The organism is Aureimonas sp. AU22, from assembly GCF_001463745.1.
Taxonomy (GTDB): Bacteria; Pseudomonadota; Alphaproteobacteria; order Rhizobiales; family Rhizobiaceae; genus Aureimonas.
On the sequence record NZ_BBWJ01000014.1, the window covers coordinates 137,623 to 157,141 of the forward strand.

20 protein-coding genes are annotated in these 19,519 nt (G+C 67.7%); 12 read left to right on the forward strand and 8 right to left on the reverse strand.

All coding sequences use genetic code 11. The annotated features are described in order from the left end of the window. Positions 1–479: 479 nt before the first annotated feature. From AUL34_RS05435 to AUL34_RS05450, 4 genes are all read left to right on the forward strand, one after another. Positions 480–1,403, forward strand: coding sequence for a LysR family transcriptional regulator (locus AUL34_RS05435; protein WP_061931981.1), 924 nt, complete (start codon positions 480–482; stop codon positions 1,401–1,403). 40 nt (positions 1,404–1,443) lie between these two features. Beyond that, positions 1,444–1,950: a L,D-transpeptidase gene (locus AUL34_RS05440; RefSeq protein WP_061931984.1), complete on the forward strand. Its 507-nt coding sequence runs from the start codon at positions 1,444–1,446 to the stop codon at positions 1,948–1,950. A 77-nt stretch (positions 1,951–2,027) separates the two neighbouring features. Next, positions 2,028–2,693 (forward strand): DUF1007 family protein, encoded by a 666-nt coding sequence (locus tag AUL34_RS05445; RefSeq protein WP_061931986.1) that lies wholly within the window; start codon positions 2,028–2,030, stop codon positions 2,691–2,693. Then, positions 2,678–3,751, forward strand: coding sequence for a nickel/cobalt transporter (locus AUL34_RS05450; protein ID WP_061931988.1), 1,074 nt, complete (start codon positions 2,678–2,680; stop codon positions 3,749–3,751). The genes AUL34_RS05445 and AUL34_RS05450 overlap by 16 nt, the downstream gene beginning before the upstream one ends. Positions 3,752–3,754: 3 nt before the next feature. On the opposite strand, the gene AUL34_RS05455 is transcribed toward AUL34_RS05450, so the two are convergent. Continuing rightward, positions 3,755–4,513: a gamma-glutamyl-gamma-aminobutyrate hydrolase family protein gene (locus AUL34_RS05455; RefSeq protein ID WP_061932253.1), complete on the reverse strand. Its 759-nt coding sequence runs from the start codon at positions 4,511–4,513 to the stop codon at positions 3,755–3,757. Between the two features lie 175 nt (positions 4,514–4,688). Between AUL34_RS05455 and AUL34_RS05460 the strand changes: the two genes are divergently transcribed. From AUL34_RS05460 to AUL34_RS05475, 4 genes are all read left to right on the forward strand, one after another. Next, positions 4,689–5,405: a hypothetical protein gene (locus tag AUL34_RS05460; protein ID WP_061931990.1), complete on the forward strand. Its 717-nt coding sequence runs from the start codon at positions 4,689–4,691 to the stop codon at positions 5,403–5,405. Positions 5,406–5,513: 108 nt separating this feature from the next. Continuing rightward, the gene (locus AUL34_RS05465) at positions 5,514–6,053 is read left to right on the forward strand and encodes a regulatory protein RecX (RefSeq protein WP_061931992.1); all 540 of its coding nucleotides are present in this window, start codon (positions 5,514–5,516) and stop codon (positions 6,051–6,053) included. A gap of 113 nt (positions 6,054–6,166) precedes the next feature. Then, positions 6,167–6,730 (forward strand): type 1 glutamine amidotransferase domain-containing protein, encoded by a 564-nt coding sequence (locus AUL34_RS05470; RefSeq protein WP_061931993.1) that lies wholly within the window; start codon positions 6,167–6,169, stop codon positions 6,728–6,730. Positions 6,731–6,870: 140 nt separating this feature from the next. Continuing rightward, positions 6,871–7,140, forward strand: a complete 270-nt coding sequence (locus AUL34_RS05475; RefSeq protein WP_061931995.1) for an aa3-type cytochrome c oxidase subunit IV — start codon at positions 6,871–6,873, stop codon at positions 7,138–7,140. Between the two features lie 69 nt (positions 7,141–7,209). On the opposite strand, the gene AUL34_RS05480 is transcribed toward AUL34_RS05475, so the two are convergent. The 3 genes from AUL34_RS05480 to AUL34_RS05490 form a co-directional block, all read right to left on the reverse strand. After that, positions 7,210–7,710, reverse strand: a complete 501-nt coding sequence (locus AUL34_RS05480; RefSeq protein WP_061931997.1) for a DUF992 domain-containing protein — start codon at positions 7,708–7,710, stop codon at positions 7,210–7,212. 111 nt (positions 7,711–7,821) lie between these two features. Continuing rightward, positions 7,822–8,721, reverse strand: coding sequence for a tetratricopeptide repeat protein (locus AUL34_RS05485; protein WP_061931999.1), 900 nt, complete (start codon positions 8,719–8,721; stop codon positions 7,822–7,824). Between the two features lie 126 nt (positions 8,722–8,847). Next, positions 8,848–10,806, reverse strand: coding sequence for an FUSC family protein (locus tag AUL34_RS05490; protein WP_061932001.1), 1,959 nt, complete (start codon positions 10,804–10,806; stop codon positions 8,848–8,850). A gap of 218 nt (positions 10,807–11,024) precedes the next feature. Here AUL34_RS05490 and AUL34_RS05495 point away from each other — a divergent pair, with 218 nt between their 5' ends. From AUL34_RS05495 to AUL34_RS05505, 3 genes are all read left to right on the forward strand, one after another. Then, positions 11,025–11,891, forward strand: a complete 867-nt coding sequence (locus tag AUL34_RS05495; protein WP_210168809.1) for a hypothetical protein — start codon at positions 11,025–11,027, stop codon at positions 11,889–11,891. Between the two features lie 291 nt (positions 11,892–12,182). Then, the gene (locus AUL34_RS05500; RefSeq protein WP_061932005.1) at positions 12,183–13,094 is read left to right on the forward strand and encodes a class I fructose-bisphosphate aldolase; all 912 of its coding nucleotides are present in this window, start codon (positions 12,183–12,185) and stop codon (positions 13,092–13,094) included. Positions 13,095–13,701: 607 nt separating this feature from the next. Further along, positions 13,702–14,484, forward strand: a complete 783-nt coding sequence (locus AUL34_RS05505) for an outer membrane protein (RefSeq protein WP_061932007.1) — start codon at positions 13,702–13,704, stop codon at positions 14,482–14,484. A 203-nt stretch (positions 14,485–14,687) separates the two neighbouring features. On the opposite strand, the gene AUL34_RS05510 is transcribed toward AUL34_RS05505, so the two are convergent. Both AUL34_RS05510 and AUL34_RS05515 read right to left on the reverse strand, forming a co-directional pair. After that, positions 14,688–15,644: a carbohydrate kinase gene (locus tag AUL34_RS05510; protein ID WP_061932009.1), complete on the reverse strand. Its 957-nt coding sequence runs from the start codon at positions 15,642–15,644 to the stop codon at positions 14,688–14,690. 88 nt (positions 15,645–15,732) lie between these two features. Further along, positions 15,733–16,476: a DUF3750 domain-containing protein gene (locus tag AUL34_RS05515; protein WP_061932010.1), complete on the reverse strand. Its 744-nt coding sequence runs from the start codon at positions 16,474–16,476 to the stop codon at positions 15,733–15,735. A 78-nt stretch (positions 16,477–16,554) separates the two neighbouring features. On the opposite strand from AUL34_RS05515, the gene AUL34_RS05520 reads away from it, so the two are divergent. After that, entirely contained in the window at positions 16,555–17,559 is a 1,005-nt protein-coding gene (locus AUL34_RS05520; RefSeq protein ID WP_061932012.1) for an asparaginase, read from the forward strand. Positions 17,560–17,565: 6 nt separating this feature from the next. Here the strand turns inward: AUL34_RS05520 and AUL34_RS05525 are convergent, their stop codons facing one another. Both AUL34_RS05525 and AUL34_RS05530 read right to left on the reverse strand, forming a co-directional pair. Beyond that, positions 17,566–18,411: an NYN domain-containing protein gene (locus AUL34_RS05525; RefSeq protein WP_061932015.1), complete on the reverse strand. Its 846-nt coding sequence runs from the start codon at positions 18,409–18,411 to the stop codon at positions 17,566–17,568. Positions 18,412–18,424: 13 nt separating this feature from the next. Further along, positions 18,425–19,486, reverse strand: a complete 1,062-nt coding sequence (locus AUL34_RS05530; RefSeq protein ID WP_061932017.1) for a magnesium transporter CorA family protein — start codon at positions 19,484–19,486, stop codon at positions 18,425–18,427. Between the last annotated feature and the right edge of the window lie 33 nt (positions 19,487–19,519).

Below are 19,519 nucleotides of genomic sequence, written 5' to 3' on the forward strand. Positions count from 1 at the left end.
GTTTCACATGCAGCCGGTGGAGACCCCGCACGTGAAGCGAACGCGAAACGCGACATGATCGGACCCGATGACGGCGCAAGGCCGACAGAAGATCCGGAAAGTCTGCCGTGGATTGGAGAGCTACGCTCGCCGCACTTCAGGCAAGGATGGTGTGCCTCTGCAGTATTCCTGGCTATGGAGACCAGGAGAGACCAGAAAGGCCCTCACCGTCGTTGCTTCAAGGCGTCCACGATTTCGCCAGCAGCGAAACCGACCTGGAGACGAACTCCAGTGACCGACCCGGTGATCTTCGCATTCGAAGGTCCGGGGGACGCCCACAGGCACGTGCGACATTGGGCAAGGCGGGATATAGAAACGGCCGCTGTCATACGCAACAGAAAAATTGCGCCCTGGCGCCGATTTGGAAATCCTGCTGGACTTGCGGCCATCATGTCGTCAGACGGCAACACCGGTCAGTTTCGCACACGAAAGATATGCCGATGGACACCCTGACCCGCATGCGCGCCTTCCTTGCCGTGGTCGAGGCCGAGGGCTTCTCCGCCGCCGCGCGCAAGACCGGCCGATCCAAGGCGCTTCTGTCGAAATACGTGCGCGAGCTGGAGGACGAGCTCGGCGTTCTCCTGATCAACCGCACGACGCGCCAGGTCGCGTTGACGGCGGCGGGCGAGGTCTACGTGACGCGCGCCTCGGCGATCCTCGCCGATCTCGAGACCCTGAACGAGGAGGCGCGCGAAGCCACGGGGGAGGCGAAGGGCACCCTGCGGGTCACCGCCGCACGCACCTTCGGCGACGCCGAACTCGGCCTCAGCCTCGTCGAGTTCTCGGCCGCCCATCCCGACATCTCGCTGGACCTCCATCTCAACGACAGTTTCGTCAATCTCCTCGAGGACAACTTCGACGTCGCGATCCGCATGACGCGGCTGACCGATTCGGCGATGATCGCGCGTCGCCTCGGCTCGCTCGACTTCACCATCTGCGCGACGCCGCAGTTCCTTGCCGAGCACGGCACGCCCACCCACCCCAGCCAGATCGCACGCATGCCGGCGGTGATCGATTCCAACGCAAAGGCTCTCTACAACTGGACGTTCAAGGACCCCCGCACCGGCGACCCGCTGCCGATCAGCGTGTCCGGCCGCTTCTCCGCCAACTCGCCCTACACGGTGCGCGCGGCGACGCTGGCCGGGCTCGGCATCGCCATGCTCCCGGAGTTCGTGGCGCGCTCGGAGATCGAGGCCGGTCGGCTCGTCAGCGTGCTCGACGATTTCGTCCCCAAGGACGCCGGCATCTATGCGGTGTTTCCGCATCGTCGCCATCTTCCTGCGAGAACGCGCGTCTTCGTTGACTTCTTGGCAACCTGGTTCCGCAAGAATTGTCCGGGCCGGGACATGAGCGCCGCCGCCTGACGCGCGCGTCCCGGCATCACCAGGAATGCCGAGGTCCCGAATGCGCCCGATCGTCAAGCTTCTCGCTGCCGCCCTGATCCTGGGGGCAGGCTCGGCGGCTCATGCCGGTGTCCAGGTGCGCGAGACCGTGTTCATCGGCGACTACGAGCCCGGCACGATCGTGGTGATGACCGGCGCGCGCCAGCTCTTCCTGGTGACGGGCGAGGATGCCGCCCTGCAGTACGACATCGCCGTCGGCAAGCCGAGCGAGCAATGGTTCGGCACCAGCTGGGTGTCCAAGAAGCGCCTGAACCCGACCTGGGTGCCGACGCCGTCGATGCGCGAGAAGAAGCCGAGCTTGCCCCCCTCCATGGGGCCGGGACCGCAGAACCCGCTCGGCAAGCGCGCGATGAACCTCGGCTGGGGCACCTATCGCATCCATGGCACCAACTCGCCGAACTCGATCGGCTCGGCGGCTTCGGCCGGCTGCTTCCGCATGCGCAACGACGACGTGATGGATCTGTTCGAGCGCGTCCATGTCGGGGCGCGCGTGGTGGTCCTGCGCTGACGCGGGACGAGGGCCTTCTCCGCACTTTCGCCTTGGTTTAATCGTCCCTGCGCGGCGGCAGCGAACCGGGGACGAGCATGCGTCGACCAACTTTCCTGGCGGGAGCCCTTGTTGCGTCGATCGCCGCCTGCGGCTCTGCGGAAGCCCATCCGCACGTCTTCGCCGATTCCCGGATGGAGATCGTCGGCACGGCGGACGGCATGCTCTCCTCGCTGCGCAACATCTGGCGTTTCGACGAGCTGTTCTCCTCCAGCGTGGTGGTGGACTTCGACAAGAACGGCAACGGCACGCTCGACGACGACGAGGTGCAGGCCGTCGCCGAGACGGTGCGCCAGTCGATCGCGGAATGGGACTTCTACACCTTCGTCAGCGTCGGCAATCGGGACATCAAGCTCACCCCTCCGACCGACATCCGGGGCCTGTTCCAGAACGGGCAGCTCATTCTCTTCTTCGAGATGAAGCCGGCGGAGGCGATCGACCTGAAGGCGGCTCCGGTCACCTTCTCCGCCTACGACGAATCCTATTTCGTCGCCTTCGACTTCGCCGACGAGAACGCGTTCCAGCTCCTCGACCTGCCCAAGACATGCACCAAGGCCTACACGCGACCCGATCCCGACGAGGATGCGAGCGAGTGGATGAACTCCGTGTCGATGCTCAAACCCGGTCAGTCGATCCCGGAGGACGGCGTGAATTTCTCCCAGCTCCTCGCGACCCGAGTGGACGTGTCGTGCAAGGCGGGCTGAGGCGTCTGGGAGCGGCGCTGGCGCTGCTCCTCGCGGCCGCCGCCTGTGCCCACGCGCAGTCCTCGCTCGGCATCGGAACGGCAGAGGTGACGACGGCGCCGAGCGGCCCGTTCGCCGGCGTGTTCATGGAAATCCTCGCGGTCCAGCGACAATTCTTCGTGGAGCTGCGACAGGCGCTGGTCGCGCTGCGCGACGGCCAGGGCGGCCTTCTCTGGCTCGCCGGTCTGTCCTTCGTCTATGGCGTCTTCCATGCGGCAGGGCCGGGGCACGGCAAGGCCGTGCTCTCATCCTACATGCTGGCGAACGAGGTCGCGCTGCGTCGCGGCGTCGTTCTGTCCTTCGCGGCGGCGCTGGTTCAGGCGCTGTCGGCCATCGTCGTCGTCGCGCTGGGCTGGTTCGCGCTGCGCGGCACCGGCCTGTCGATGACCGATCTCGCCTTCGGGCTCGAACTCGGCTCCTATGCCATGATCGCTCTTCTCGGCGCATGGCTGCTGCTAAGCAAGGGCTGGCCGCTGGTGCGCCTCGCAGCGCAGCGCCTCCGCGCGCTGGCGCCGATGCCGCGCGGCGGTCTGGCGTTCGCGGGCCGTGGCACGTTCACGGAAGCGGGCGGCCCGGCGGTTCCGAGCGGGTTGCAGGCGTCCGGCGGCTACGGGGCCGAGGTCTGCGACGATCCATCGGGCGACGCCTGCGACTGCGGCCGGCCGCATATCATCGACGCGCGCCTCCTCGAAGGCCCGGCCTTCCGCTGGCGCACTGCCCTTGCGACCGTCGTCGCCATCGGGCTGCGGCCCTGTTCGGGCGCGATCGTCGTGCTCACCTTCGCACTCATGAACGGCCTCTACGGCGCCGGTGGCCTGTCGGTTCTCGCCATGGCGCTCGGCACCGCGATCACGGTGTCGGCGATCGCCACCGTCGCGGTCTCGGGCAAGGGGCTCGCGCTCCTCGCCGGTCGGTCCGGCGGATGGGGCAGGGGGCTGCGCACAGGTCTCGAGGCGAGCGGCGCGCTGCTGCTGATGGTCGTCGGTCTCGGTCTTCTCCTCGCCTCGCTGCCCGGCTAGCCCTCAGGCCCGCGCGTCGCGATAGGCGCGGCAGGCCGCTCCGAAGGCTTCGAAGATCGCACGCGAGGCGGGATCGCTTAGCACCCAGTATTCCGGGTGCCACTGCAGGCCGAGAGCGAACCCCGGCGCATCGGCCACCGACACGGCCTCCACCGTGCCGTCCGGCGCACGCGCCTCGACGCGGAGCCCTTCCGCCAGCCGGTCGATCGCCTGCCGATGCAGCGAATTCACCTCGACCGCGCCGTCGCCGACGATCGCCGCCAGCCGTCCGCCGGGTTCGACTGCAACCGGGTGGCGCAGCGCGAAGCGGGCGTCCTGTTCGGGATGGGTCGGCGCGCGATGATCCATCCGCCCCTCGAAGTCCTGGATCTCGGTCGCGAGCGAGCCGCCCAGCGCCACGTTGAGCTCCTGATGCCCCCGGCAGATCGCAAGCAGCGGAACCTCGCGCGCCAGCGCCTTGCGGATCAGGGCCTCGGTCAGCCGGTCGCGCGCGGGGTCGAAGGGTTCGTGCGCGCTCGTCGGCTCGACGCCGTAGCGGCTCGGGTGGACGTTGGATGCCGAACCGGTGACGAGGACGCCGTCCACGCGGGCCAACACCAGGTCGAGCGCTCCCTCGTCCACCAGCGCTGGCACGATCACGGGCACGCCTCCGGCCGCCTCGAGAATCGCGGCGAGGTAGGTCGAGGGTGCCGCATGCCACTCGTAGTTCTCGAAACGCCTGACATCGGCGGGCACGGCGATCAGGGTCGCATGGTCTGGCACGGTCGTGGTCCTCGAGAAGGTGCAAGCGCGAATCACATTTTCATCGGATCGCGCGACCGCAAGGCCCGGTCAAGCAGGAAGCGCTTTAACGATCCACATCGCTTTTCGCCCGCCAGTCCGGGTGCGTGGGCCAAACCTTCCCGGGAACGGCTCGATGCTTCCAGAAGGAAATTCCATGACGCCCGTCCTGTCGATCGGCTCCCTCAAGACCTCCGGTTCCACCACCCTTGCCCTGACGCTCGCCGGCGTCGCCGCCGCCGCCGACATTCCGGTCGTGCTGGTGGATGCGGGCCGCGACAAGGATCTCGTGGACTGGGCGCGGAAGCCCGGTCGTCCCGCGCTCTGCACCGTCGAGGTGGCGGACGACGAGATCACGCTGGAGCGCATCGTGCGCGCCGCTCGCCGTCGCGGCGATCTGGCGGTAATTGACGCCGGCGACAACGCCGAGATGATCCGTGCCGGTGCCCGCCTGTCCGACCGCGCGCTGATCCCGGTCCGCTTCTCGCCGCTTTCGGCCTATGCGGCGCTCGCCACCGACCGGCTGCTCGCCACCGAGGCCGACAAGGGTCGTCGCGGTCGCGACTGGGCCTTCGTCGCCAGCGGCGTCACCACCATTCCGAGCCGCGTCGCGCGCACCATCGAGGGCATGATCGAGCGCTCCACCACGGCGCGGCTCGAGGTCGGGCTCGTTCTGCGGGCGGCCTACGAGACGCCCTTCCTGCATGGCGGCACGCTGTTCACACTGGGCGAAGACGTCGCACCGGGCATCGAGCGAGCCCGTGCCGAGGCGGCCACGATCGCCTACGAGATCGGCATTCTCGGCCACGACGTGGATGCCGCGACGGTGATCCGCGAGCCGGGCTCCTTCGAGGTGGCCGCAGCCGCCGCCTGATCCAAGCTCTCAATGCAGCAACGGGAAACGGCCCTGGCGCGTCGCGCGCGGGGCCGTTTCCCGTTCGGGGCCGGTGACCTCGGCCGTGCCGCGGCCTACATGAGCTGAATGACCGACGCCGCTGCCCGCAACGCCAAGACCCCGCGCCCGATCACCCGCGACTGGCTGTTCCGGGCCGCCAGCCATTACCTCGAACGCTACGCTTCCACCGAGGCGAACCTCCGCCGTGTCCTGGAGCGCAAGGTCATGCGGCGCGCCCACGCGCGCGGCGAGGAGGCGGCGCCCTTCGAGTCGCTGATCGGGGAGACCGTGGCGCGGTTCGTGGAACTGAAACTTCTCGACGACCGGAGCTTTGCCGAGGCGCGCCTGGCATCCCTGCGCCGGCGCGGCACCTCGATGCGGCAGAGCGTCGCGAAGCTGGCCGAAAAGGGGGTGGACCGCGACACGGTGGCCGCCGTCATGGCGAACGACGAGACCGACGAAGCGGAGGCCGCGCGCCGCCTCGCCAAGCGGCGACGCCTCGGGCCGCACCGCCTGCGGGAACGCGTGGAGCGGCGTGATCGGGACGTCGCTGCGCTCATGCGCGCCGGCTTCTCCTATGGGCATGCGGCCGCGGCGATCGACGGTGAGGCCGATAGCGAGGAATAAGGCAGGAACCGTCGCGGGAGGCGACCGTTGGTGAGGCGAACACCAACACCGGCGGACATCAGACGGGGCTACGACCCGGTCGAGGCATGTCCGCGATCCGAAGGGACCATCCGATGCCCAGCATTCGCGAATCGAAGATCGCCATTCTCGCCACCGACGGCTTCGAGCAGTCGGAACTCATGCAGCCGCTGGAGAAGCTCCGCGCGGCCGGCGCCACCGTCCATGTGGTGTCGCTGAAGGAAGGCTCGATCAAGGGGTGGGACGAAACCGACTGGGGCGCGAGCGTACCGGTCGACAAGGTCCTCTCGCAGGTCTCCGTCAACGACTACGACGCGCTCGTGCTGCCGGGTGGCCAGATCAACCCGGACAAGCTGCGCGCCGAGGAGACCGTCGTGTCCTTCGTGCGCGACTTCTACAACACCAAGAAGACGCTGGCCGCCATTTGCCACGCGCCTTGGCTGCTGGTCGAGGCCGGCATCGTCAGGGATCGCGACGTGACGTCGTTCAAGTCGATCAAGACCGACGTCGTCAATGCTGGCGGCCGCTGGCACGACGAAGAGGTCGTGACGGACCAGGCGCTGATCACCTCGCGCAATCCGAACGACCTGCCGGCCTTCATCGCGAAGATCATCGAGGAGGTCGAGGAAGGCCGCCACGAGAAGCGTCAGGCCGCCTGAGAACGCGCGCAGCATGAAACCGCGGAACGGGGCGCTTCGGTGCCCCGTTTTCATGACCGGCGTTGCGCGCGGGCGATTGTCACTCCGCCCGCTTCCCGTATAACAACGCGCAACAGGGCGTAGTGGAGAGGATTGAGCGAATGGCCGAGGATCAGGGCTACGAGTGGAAGGGCACCACGATGGACTATGCCGAGCATGACAGGACCTACATGGGGTTCCTGGCCTTGGTGAAGTACGGCTCCATCGCGATCGTCGCCATCCTGGTCGGCATGCTGGCTGGCCTCGTCGCCAGCGCGGGCATCATCCTGAGCGTGCTCGCAGCGATCGTCTTCTTCCTCGTCGCGAGCTACATCCTCGGCGGCGATACCCAGGCGAAGACGGACCGTCCCGACCTGCAGACGCATCACTGAACGATTGCAAACGTCCGATATAGGAAGGGCCCGCACCGAGTGCGGGCCCTTTTTGCGTCCGGCGTTGGGTCAGGGCTTGTAGATCATGGCGACCGGCTGCGCCTCGTCCAGCGTCAGGCGCGCGACACCGACCGTGGCGTTGACGCCTTCCTGGATCTGGACGCTGGTCGGCTGCAGCGTGAAGCCCCGGTCCGGCCCGCCGATCAGCGACTTGGCCCCGACGCCGAGTGCGAAGGATGCGTCGACGCTCGTCCCGTAGTATCGGCCGGCGAGCGAATCCGGCTGGCCGCCCTGGAAGCTCGCGGCGAGGACCGACCACGTCATCAGGGTGCGGCCGGTGATGCCGAGGTCGACGCCATAGGTGTCGAGCGTGCCGACATAGGTCTCGGTGGCGCGCGTCCTGCCGAAGGGGACGTAGTTGCACAGGACCGTCTCGCTGGACGAGACGACCTGGTTGATCGTGCCCTCGCTCTTGCACACCAGCGTGCCGAGTTTGGCTCCCGCCTCTGCGGCGGAGGGTAGGACGGCCGCGGAGGCCAGGGCGAGGGCGGCGAGAATGGTCTTCTTCATGGAATGGACACTCGGTTAGGAACGCTTGTTCGCGCCGTTAACCATTTGCCATGCCGTTGGTTTCGCTAGGCTTCGCATGCCCGCCGTCACGAAACGTGACGGCTTGAAACGTCAGGCCCCGGCGCCGCCGGCCGAGCCGCGCGTGCGCGCGACGCCGTCCTTGGCCGGCTGGTAGCTCGGATCGAGCGAGGCGGCGTGCGCGAAGGAACGGTACGCCTTCGCCTTGTCGCCGCGCGCCTCGAGGACGAGGCCCTGCGTCGCCCAGAACTCGGCTCGCTTGCCGTCGAGCTGGATGGCGCGGTTGATGTCGTCCGCCGCGTCCTCGACGTTGTTGAGCGCGAGGTATGACACGGCCCGGCCGGAATAGGGCTCCGGCGCATTGGCATCCATCGAGATCGCGGTGGCGAAATCCTCGATCGCCTGACGGTGCTGGCCGTCGAGCTGATAGAGGAGGCCGCGGTTGTGGTAGGCGCGCGGATCGGTCGTGTTGAGGTCGATGGCGCGCTGGAAATCGCCTAGCGCCTCGCGGTTGCGGTTGGCGATGCGGTAGATGTTGCCGCGCCCGATATAGGCCGAATCGTAGTTCGGATTGATCTTGAGCGCCTGGTTGTAGTCCGCCACCGCCTCGGCGTTCTGGTTGGTCTGTCGCAGCACCAGGGCCCGGTTGGCATAGGCCTGATAGAAGTTGGGATCGAGCTGGATCGCGGTGGTGAAGTCCTGGATCGCCCGCTTGTTGTCGCCCGACCGGCCATAGGCGATGCCGCGCACGTTGTAGGCTTCCGGATTGCGCGGATCGGCGTTCACGGCGGCGGTGAGGGAGGACAGGTTCTCCGCCGAGCCCTGCGCCTGGTCGAGGCTGATGGCCTGAAGCGTCGGGCCGCTCTGGCAGCCGGCAAGCGCAAGCAGCACCGCTCCGCCGAGAAGCGGGAGGAAACGGGTGCGGCGCTGGTCGAGGAGGAGCGAGGTCACGCGGCGAAGGTCCTTCACAAATGTCGGTTCGGCAGGGCGCATGCCCACGACGCAGCCGTCAGAAAGAGGGCGGAACGACGACCGCGCCAGGGAAACTTCGGCTCAGGCCAGGGAAAGTCTTCCGGTGATGCGGCAATGCCACGTCCGGGGCCGGTTTGTGAAGCCGTTTCAGACGCTTCCCGGCACCCGACCCAGCCTGGCGCCAGCGCCGGGGGCGCTTTCCGGCAGAAGCTGCGCCAGCGTGTGGGTGATCGCCCGGGCTGCGAGCACGGGATCGAGTTCGTCGCCGGCGCTTGCCTCTCGATCGCGATCGCTGGCGAGCCGGGGAAGCGTCGCCGATCGCTGGAAGAACTCCGGACCCGACACCGCGGCGATGGCGCCCCGGCACCGCGCCAGTTCGCGGCGCAGCGCCGGCGGATCGACAACCCGGCGGATCGAGGCGGCCGCGAGCCGGTGGGCCCAGTGACTGATCACCGCCGAGCGCAGGCGCCCGACCCGCACGGAGCGCCGCCGTGCGCCCGAGACCCAGGTGCGGCCGAGCGGACGGCTCGCCGACAGGATGGCGGCGTGTCGTCGGTCGAGGGCGCGCGAGATCGCATAGATGCGCCAGTCCGACGCGTTGCCGTCGAGCCGCTCCTCGATCGCCTGCAGGAGGCGGTCGAGGTCCTTCAGGAATGCCGCGACGGCCTTGCCGGTGGCCGTGCTCGTCCGCTGCGGAAACACGAGGAAGGACACGAGGATGCCGGACCCCGTACCGATCACCGTTTCCTCCAGCCGGAGGACCAGGAGTTCGGGCGTGAAGTTCCCGAGAAGCCCGTAGGCGAGCGACAGGGTCACGGTGATGAAGAAGGTCATCGTCCCGTAGGATACCTGCAGGAAGAAGAAGGCCAGGAAGGTGCAGAGCGCACACAGGAGGAGGCTCGGCGCGAACTGGCCGTGCATCAGCGTCGCCAGAACCATTCCCGCCACGATGCCGAAAGCGGTTCCGGCGGCGCGGCCGAGCCCCCGGATGGCCGTGTCGCCTCGCGACTGCGCATTGGTGAAGACGAGAAAGGCCGTCAGGACCGCCCAGAACCAGCGGTCCGTCGACAGCCACATGCCCCCGGCCATGGCGAGGGCGCAGGCGAGTGTCACCTGGATCGCCGTTCGTGCGGCGTCGTCGTTCCAGAACGGCGTCGCAAGCTTCGTTCCCGTCGAGGTGCCGGCCGGAACATCGGAGGCGAGATCGGCCTCGGTCAGCGCCGTGGCCGCCCGTCGCAGGCGGCGTCGCAGGCGGGCAAGGCGGCGCAGGCTATCGGCGAGGTGCCGTCTCGCCGTCTCGTTCGGGCCCTCCTGCGCCAGCGCCTCCCCGAGAACGGACTCGAGGGCGAGGTTGAGATCGAAGAGTTCGATCGCGAGGGGCGTCGCGCCCGGCGTGGCGGAGCCGCGCTTCGGCTCGTCCGGAAGCATGCCTTCCACGACCCCCATCGCGTCGCGCACCCCCTGGTGGGCCAGCCGCACGCGGTGGCGGCGGCGATCGGTCCATCCCTCGCGACCCCCTTCGCCGATCAGGGCGGCGACCCGGCCGACGCGATGATCGACGCCGGAAAGCGCCCGTTTCAGATCCCCGACCGGGCGGTCCGGCACGACAACATCGCGCACGAGGTGGGCGGCCGTACCGGTGACGACGATGGCCAGGGCGATGCCAGGCATCTCGGACAGGTGCGGACGGAAGTAGGCTCCTGCGAAGCTCGCCATGAAGGCGAACATGCCGACCGCCGTCCAGCGCTGCCCCCAGCGTCGGATGTAGACCGCCGCAAAGGCCACAGCGAGAAACAGACCATCGACGACGCGTGGTTGCGCCGACAGGAGGCTGCAGATCGTTAGGAGGCCGATGCCGGCCGCTGCCGACAGGAGCCGGGTGCGCAGACGCGCGGAAGCGGACGGGTCGCGGATCGAGACGACGCCCTGGATCGCGAAGATCAGGCCGGCGGAGAATGCGGCAGGCGAAAGCGGGATCATCGTCCGGTAGACCAGGGTCAGGCACGCCAGCACGAGCGCCGCCGTCAACGTGACGCGCAGGCCCATCCGGGCCCGGACGAAGCCGGGGTCGGTCGCCATCAGGCGCACACCGAGGTCCGTCAGCACTTGGGTGCCAATTCGAAGTCTCGCTGACGATCTATCGCGCGAGACAGAATTCAACTCGCACCTCCTGGAAAACCACCGGGACGCTCCATCTTCACTTCTGGCAACCGGCCCCGAGCCGGAAGGAACATCACACCGCCGCAAAGCCAAGCGGTCGAGTCATAGGTGGAGTAATCGAGATGGTCGATGTCGTCGATCGCAGTGCATATGCAGCGGCGCCCGTGAAGCGCATATCCTGGGGCGCCATCATTGCGGGCACGATCCTTGCGCTGGTTTTCCAGGTGATGCTGGCGCTTCTGGGCTTCGGCATCGGTCTTGCCACCCTCGATCCGCAGAGCGGCGACAGCCCGGCGCTTTCGACGTTCGGCTCGGCCGGCGGTATCTGGGCGATCGCGACCGTCCTCATCGCCACCTTCCTCGGTGCCTTCGCCGCGGCGCGCTTCGCCGGCAGCGCCTCCAAGCGCGACGCAGCGCTGCATGGCGTCACGACCTGGGCCACCGCGACGCTCGTGGCCGTGTACCTCCTGACCAGCGGCGCATCGGCCCTGGTGACGACCGCGTTCGGCGCGCTCGGCTCCACGGTCTCGTCGCTCGGCTCGGCGGTGAAGGCCGTGGTGCCCAACTCCATCGACTCGCTGCCGCCCGAGCTCCAGAACCAGGCTCGCCAGCTCCTCGCGCGCGGTGAGGATCAGGCCCAGCAGGCGGCCGGCCAGGCGCAGGACCAGGCGCAGCAGGCGGCCAATCAGGCCCGCGAGGCCACGGGCCAGCAGGATCTCACGGCGGCTGCCGCGGAGATCTTCAAGGGTCTCGGCCAGGACGCGACCCCGCAGCAGCGCAGCGCGGCCGTTCAGGTGATCTCGACCCAGGCCGGCATCAGCCAGGCCGAGGCGGAGCAGCGCCTGAACCAGTTCCAGCAGCAGTACGACCAGGCCGTGGCTCAGGCTCGTCAGGCCGCTGGCGAAGCGGCGGACGCCGCCTCCGGCGCGGCCTTCGGCGCTTTCGTCGGCCTGCTTCTCGGCCTGATCGCCGGTGCCGTCGGCGGCGTCGTCGGCCGCAGCAAGCGCACCGTCGGCTACTATCGCGACTGAACCCGGTTTCCATCGCTAGAAGACTGCGGAAGGAGGGGCTTGCCCCTCCTTTTCTGTTTGCATCGCGGTCTGAAGCTTTTCGCCTCTGCATAGGACAAGAAATGCGGCGGTCGATCGTGGCCCGCCGTTAAGCAACTTCGGAAGGTGCCGAGGCCGGGAGACTATTTGAACCGATTTTAATGTGTCGACCATCTTGAGCGGCACTTTACGGACGGGCGACGCGACCGCATGACAGCGTGGACGCCGTGCAAGCCGGCGCGTTCCGATCCGACGAAGAGGGCAGACACGCCGATGATGAGAACCGATACCGTCCGCAAGATCCTGTCCTGGTACGAGGGCGAGACGCCCGGCCTGAAGACCAACCTGTCGCGTCTCCTGATGCATGGACGACTGGCCGGCACGGGCCGCGTCGTCATCCTGCCGGTCGACCAGGGCTTCGAGCACGGCCCGGCCCGTAGCTTCGCCCCGAACCCGGTCGCCTACGATCCGCACTACCTCTACAACCTCGCCATCGAGTCCGGCGTGTCGGGCTACGCCGCGCCGCTCGGCCTCCTGGAGCAGGGCGCCGATACGTTCGCGGGCGAGGTTCCGCTGATCCTCAAGCTCAACAGCGGCAACTCGCTGGTCAACAAGCAGGACCAGGCCCTGACCGGCACGGTGGAAGACGCGCTGCGCCTCGGCTGCGTCGGCGTCGGCTTCACGATCTATCCCGGTGCCGACGATTCCTACGACATGATGGAGGAGCTTCGCGAGATCACGCTGCAGGCGAAGTCGCGCGGTCTGATGACGGTGGTCTGGTCCTATCCGCGTGGCGGCAAGGTCACGAAGGAGGGCGAAACCGGGCTCGACATCATCGCCTATGCCGCCCACATGGCAGCGCTTCTCGGTGCCACAATCATTAAGGTGAAGCTGCCGACCGACCACATCGATCTCGCCGAGGCGAAGGCGACGTACGAGAAGAACCAAATTGCTGGCGAGACGGGCGCCGACCGCGTCCGCCACATCATGCAGGCATCCTTCGCCGGCAAGCGCATCGTCGTGTTCTCGGGCGGTGCCGCCAAGACCACGGACGAGCTTCTGGACGAGGTTCGCGCGATCCGCGACGGCGGCGGAAACGGCTCGATCATCGGCCGCAACTCCTTCCAGCGCTCGAAGGAAGAGGCGCTGAAGCTGCTGGCCGACGTGATGGACATCTACGCCTGATCAAGTCCACGGGCGGCCCGTCCGAAGGCGGGCCGCCTGAAGGGGCGCGACGATGCCTCCTTCGATGGCAGAGCGCAAGGGGTGACCTAACGGGATCATCGTTCGCCGGCCCAAGGCAGCCATCTTCCGACGAAACGGCGAGCCGCGCGAAAATCCTAACGAACTTCCGGACTTGCGGCGGTTTCGTGTCAGAAACGGGGCATCCTCAATTTCGGCGGACATGGTCAGGAGGGCAGCTCCGCCACCCGTTTCAAGGGCAAGTGGCTATCCTGCCGATCACAACTCCCACAGCCACGACAATCTTCGTGATCCGTCCAGCGTTCGGCTCGGCAACTTGTTGAAATGCCACGCGAATGGCGGCTTGCCGCACAGGTCGCGGTTAAACTTGCCTTAAGGTTGCCGACCTATTGATTGCGGTGAACGTCATCCCCGGCGGACGGCCCGTGTTGCCGACCTGCCACATGACGGTCGGGATCGCCTTCGGTGCCATTGCCTCGGCAGGGGTGCGGACCCTAAATCGCCTCAAGCCCGGACGAAACCGGGTCTCACGTTCCGGACCAAAAGTCCGTTGCAAGAAACGTCGCCCCGGCGACACTGGAGTATCAACATGAAGCGTTTCGCCCTTCTCCTGGCCTCGACGGCCTTCGTCACCCCGGCCCTCGCTGCCGACGTCGTCTATGAGGAGCCCGCTGCTCCGGCCGTGGTCGAAGTTGCCCCGGCCTATTCCTGGACCGGCTTCTACGTCGGTGGCCAGGCTGGCGTGGCGTTCAACAACGACGCCGGCGACGTCCGCTACAACCCGAACACGGGCGTCGTCCAGACGACCGCTTTCTCGGGCGGTTCGGACAGCAGCGATGACGCGGCCTTCATCGGCGGCGTGCACGTCGGCTACGACTACCAGATCAACAACTTCATCATCGGTGCGGTTGCCGACATCAACTACATCGACGCCTCGTCGTCCTCGACCTACAGCCTCGGCACCGACGTGTTCGGCATCTCCTCGGACATCAACTTCGTCGGCACCGTCCGCGCGAAGGCTGGTATCGCGGCTGACCGCTTCGCCGTCTACGCCACGGGCGGTCTCGCCTACGCCGACACCGAGACGAAGTTCTTCGCTCCGGGCACGCTGACGGGCAACCTCGCCGGCTTCACCCCGACCGTCGACTCCAACTCGGACGACGTCGGTTACGCCGTCGGCGCCGGTGTCGACTACCTCGTCACGCCGAACCTCTCGCTCGGCCTCGAGTACCTCTACACCGACCTTGGCAAGACCGACACCACGGTCACCTACCGCAACGCCGCTGGCGTCCAGCAACCGTTCACGGCTTCGTCGAACGACGACCTGGACTTCCACACCGTGTGGGCCAAGGCTTCGTTCCGCTTCAACTAAGAAGCGGATACCGGAAGGCCGGCAACGGCCTTTCGACAGTCTGAACGGAAAAACCCGCTGTCCTTCTGGGCAGCGGGTTTTTCTTTGCTTGGATCGATGGCGGGACAGAGGACGTTCGCCGAACGGATGCCGGGGCGGTCCGAAAATGTCGGGGGCGGCAGGGTTCCCGCCGCTCCGTCCGCCCGGTTCTCTACGGGATGCGCTCAGTCGAGCGGCGGCAGACCGAGGTCGGCGCGGCGAGGAAGGTCCGCGCCGCGGCGCGAGCAGGTCAGGGCCGCAGCCCGCACGGCGAAGGTGAGAAACTCCGACAGTTCGCTTTCGGCCAGGGACGAAACCCCGTCCGCCGACAGGCGGCCCGCTTCAAAGAGGCGCGCCAGAAGCGTTGCCTGGAACGTATCGCCCGCGCCCACCGTATCGGCCACGGTGACCGACAGCCCGGGCGCGGAGGCGCGCGCGCCGCCGCTCGTCATCGCCATTGCGCCCTTGTCGCCCAGCGTCACGATGGCAAGCGAGGCGCCGGCCTCCAGCCAGGCAGCGAGGACGCTCTCGGCGCTCCGGCCGGGATAGACCTGCTCGATGTCCTCCTCGCTCGCCTTGACCATGGTGGCAAAAGGCACCGTCGCCCCGATCCGCGAACGCCAGATGTCGAGATCGGGCACCACCGAGGCGCGGATATTGGGATCGTAGGAGATGAACCGGCGCCGGTGTTCCTGCGCAGCGAGCCTTGCCAGCGCACCGGCCGTCGGCTCCGCCACGGTGGAGTAGGAACCGGCGAGGTGGATCGCCGCGAGGTCCGTCGGCAGCGACGTTGGCACCTCGGACGGATCGATCGACCGATCCGCCGTGCCCTCGATGTAGAAGTCGTAGCGCGGCGTGCCGCCCGAGCCGAGCGATACCATGGCCAGGGTCGTGTTGCGGTCGGTCTCGATGACGAGCCGACGGTCGATCCCCTCGCGATCCATGAAGGCCTTGATGCGCTGGCCGAACAGGTCGCTGGAGACCTTGGAGAAGAAGGCCGACCGGTGGCCGAGCCGGGCGAGCCCCAGCGCCACGTTGAGCGCCGAGCCGCCGATCCGCCCGTTGAGCGCGATATGGGAGACGTCGGCCGCCTCGCTGTCGGCGAACAGGTCGAACAGGTTGTCGCCGCAACTCAAGAACATGGCCGTCTCCCATTGGGGCCTTGTCCGTGCGCCCCTTTCATTCCGGCTAGCAAAAATCCGCGCGGCAGGGAATGCGGCCGGCGCGTCCTCAACCGGTGAAGGACAGGCTGCCGAAGCCGGGAATCTTCAGAAGGCCTCGGAACGGATCGATGCCGGCGACGAGACCGAGGAACTGGATCTCGAAGCCGCTCCGCGCGCCGATCGCCAGCCCGGCGTATCCGAACAGCGACATGCGCAACTCGTGCGCCTGCGTGTCCAGCGCGAGAAGGCGTCCGTCCACCGGAAAGTCGCGCCCCACGGCTGCTGGCGGCAGGACCGCGCCGAGATCGGGCACGTTGCGCAGGACATGCGCGACAAAGCTGTTGGAGTTCGGGCCGGGAAAGATGCGATAGCCGCCACGGGCGGCAAACGGATAGCTTTCGATGGCAGCCCGAACCTGCGGGATCGCCCGCTCCGCCGCCTCGCCCTCCAGCCTCGCGACGACGCGTGGAACGTTGGAATACCAGCGCCCGTCCGCCGCATAGCCGTTGCGACGGATCGGCGAGCCCCAACCCACCTTGTCGAAGCGCTCGTAGCGCCCTGAACCGGCCGGCTTGATCACGATCCAGGAATGCTCGGACAGCGCGCCCTTCAACCCCCCGGTGCGCGCGGCCAAGACATAGACCGCCGCGTTCTCGTCGGCGTCGGACGCCGGCAGGATCGCGGCCGAACTCCAGTCCGCCTCCCGCCAGGAGCCGGGATGCTCGCCGAGCTTCCAAAACAGGACCGAGAGCCCGGCCGGCAGGAGGAAGACGAGGACGATGCCGAGAACAACGGCGCGCAGAAGGATCATCGGTGTTCCGGTGACGGGAGCGGGACGGGCGTGATAGGTCTGCCCATCGCATGACGGATCTGGCGGGGGGCATCAGGCATGACCACGAATATCGTGATCGAGACGACGCGCGGCAATGCCGTCGAGAGCCGGCATCTGGCGCATGTCGCCGTCTGCGATGCGGCTGGCGCAACGGTTCTGGCCTGCGGCGAGAGCGAACGCTCCGTGTTCCCGCGCTCGGCGATCAAGGTGTTTCAGGCGATACCCCTGATCGAGACGGGGGCCGCCGACGCGATGGGCCTCGATAACGGTGATCTGTCGCTCGCCTGCGCCTCCCATTCCGGCGAGGCGGGCCATGTCGCCCGCGCGGCGGCGGTGCTGGCGAAGGCCGGGCTCGCGGAGGCGCATCTCGAATGCGGCTGCCACTGGCCGTTCGAGCAGCGTGTGGCGCTCGAGCTCGCCCGCCGCGGCGAGGAGCCCGGTCCGCTGCACAACAACTGCTCCGGCAAGCATGCGGGCTTCCTCTGCACGGCGGTCCACGAGGGCGAGGATCCCAGCGGCTACGTGGCGGCCGAACACCCGGTGCAGCGGCGCGTGCGCGACGTCCTTGCCGACCTGACGCGGACCCGGCCCGGCGAGGACGAGCCCGCCGGAATCGACGGGTGCTCGATCCCGACCTACGCCGCTCCGTTGCACCGTTTCGCGGAAGGCTTCGCGCGGTTGGCGGCCGGACACGACGTCGATGCGGCACGCGCGGCGGCAGGACAACGGCTGATGAAGGCCTGCATGGCCGAACCGTGGCTGATGGCAGGGACGCGGCGCGCCTGCGTCACGCTGATGGAAGCCGCGCCCGGCCGGGTGTTCGCGAAGACCGGGGCGGAAGGCGTTTTCTGCGGGGCGGTGCCCGAACTCGGCCTCGGCTTCGCGCTCAAGATCGACGACGGGGCGACGCGCGCGTCGGAAGCGGCGGTCGCTGCCGTCCTCTCCCGCACGTTGCGCCCGCACGATGCGGCGCTTGCCGACCGTTACGAGGCCCTCTCGCACACGACACTGCGCAACTGGCAGGGGACCGCAGTGGGCGAGGTCCGCGCGGTCGGCTTCTGAGGTCCGCTACGTCTTCGGCTCGGCCGCCTTGCGCGCTGGGGCGCGTGCGGGCGCCGCAGGCTTCGCTGTGGGCGAAGGTTTGGCGGCTGCTTGCGGTTTGGGAGCGGGCGCCGGTTTGACGGTCGCCTTCGGTGTCGGCGGCGCCGACCGCATGCGCATGCGCAGCATCCCGCCCGGCGTCTTTTCGAGATCGAACAGGCCGCATTCGCGAACAAGATCGCTCAGTTTCTTGTGTCCGTAGGTGCGCGGGTCGAAGTCCGACTGGCGATTGAGAAGCCGCTGGCCGAAGAGTCCGAGCGGCACCCATCCATCGTCGGTTTCGATCTGGTCCATCACCTGCTGCAGGAGCGGGTTGGCGCTGGCGGCACGCGCGATCGAGGGCGCGGCAGCGGCGGCTGCCACCACGGCGTCGGGGCGCAGGTTCTCCGTGTAGACGAACCGGCGGCAGGCCTGCCGGAAGCTTTCCGGCGTCTTCTTTTCGCCGAAGCCGTAGACGTCCACGCCGTGCTCGCGGATGCGCGCGGCAAGCCGCGTGAAGTCGCTGTCGGACGAGACGAGGCAGAACCCGTCGAAGCGTCCGGAATGGAGGAGATCCATCGCGTCGATCACCAGCGCGATGTCGGACGCGTTCTTGCCGGTGACATAGGCGAACTGCTGGTGCGGGATGATCGCGTGCTTCGACAGGACCTCGGTCCAGCCTTTTGAGCGCGACGACGAGAAGTCGCCGTAGATCCGGCGCACGCTGGCCTCGCCGATCGTGGCGATCTCCTCGAACAGGCCGTCGGCGATCTGCGCCGACGCGTTGTCGGCGTCGATCAGGACGGCAAGACGCGCCAGGCGTTCGTCGCGCATGGGAACGATCCTTTCAGAGCCACTTCTTGTAGCGGAAGAACAGGAGAGGGAAGACGGCGGTGAGCACCATCAGGACGATGGCGAGCGGATAGCCGAAACTCCAGTTGAGCTCCGGCATATGGACGAAGTTCATGCCGTAGATCGAGGCGACCAGCGTCGGCGGCATGAAGCCGACCGCGGCGACCGAGAAGATCTTGATGATGGCGTTCTGCTCGATCGAAATCATGCCGACCGTGGTGTCGAGCAGGAAGGTCGTCTTGTTGGACAGGAAGGACACGAAGTCGTTGAGCGAGTGGATGTCGCGCGCCATCGCCTTGACCCGCATCTTCAGCTCTTTCTGCGGCTTGCGCCGGTCCAGCACGAACTGAAGAAAGGGCAGGAGGCGGTCGAGGGTGGCAAGGCTTTCCCGCGTGCGCGAGGCGAGGTCGCCGGCGGCGCCGAGGCGCTGAAGCAGTTCCTTGAAGTCGGAGGTGGCGGTCGGGGTGTTGTCGCTGGAGGAGCGGAAGATGTCGGAGCCGATCCGGTCGAGATCGGCCGCAATCGATTCGAGAAGGTCGGCCATTCGGTCGATGACGGTTTCCAGGAGCCCGATCGCGATGGAATCGGCCGTCGGCCCCCGCATGCGCGAGGGCTTGGGCGGCGCCGGCGGCGGACCATAGAGCTTGAGCGACGAGACGCTAAGCGCGTTGCCGCCGTCGGCGCTTTCGCCGCGGCACAGCTTGTTGGAGTAGATCTGGAACGAGCGCGGGTCGGTGTAGCGGAGCGTGACGAGACGCTGGCCGACGAGGATAAAGGTGACGGGCCCGAAGTCCGGTCGCCCCTCGTCCAGCCCGTAGACCAGCGAGGCGGTCATGAAGTCCCCGCCGTCCTCCGAATACAGGCGGCTGGACACTTCGATCTCGCGCATCTCCTCGCGTGTCGGCACCTCGATGCCGCAAAGGCTCTCGATCGCGTCCTCTTCCTCGCGGGTCGGATTGCGCAGGTCGAACCAGACCGCCTCGGGCGGCAGCTCGTCAGCCGTGATGCGCGCGTGGCGCCGCACCTGCGAACCAAAGACCGTATAGGCGTCGATCATGGGCCGTCGTCCTCGCTGGAACGCGGTCGCGGC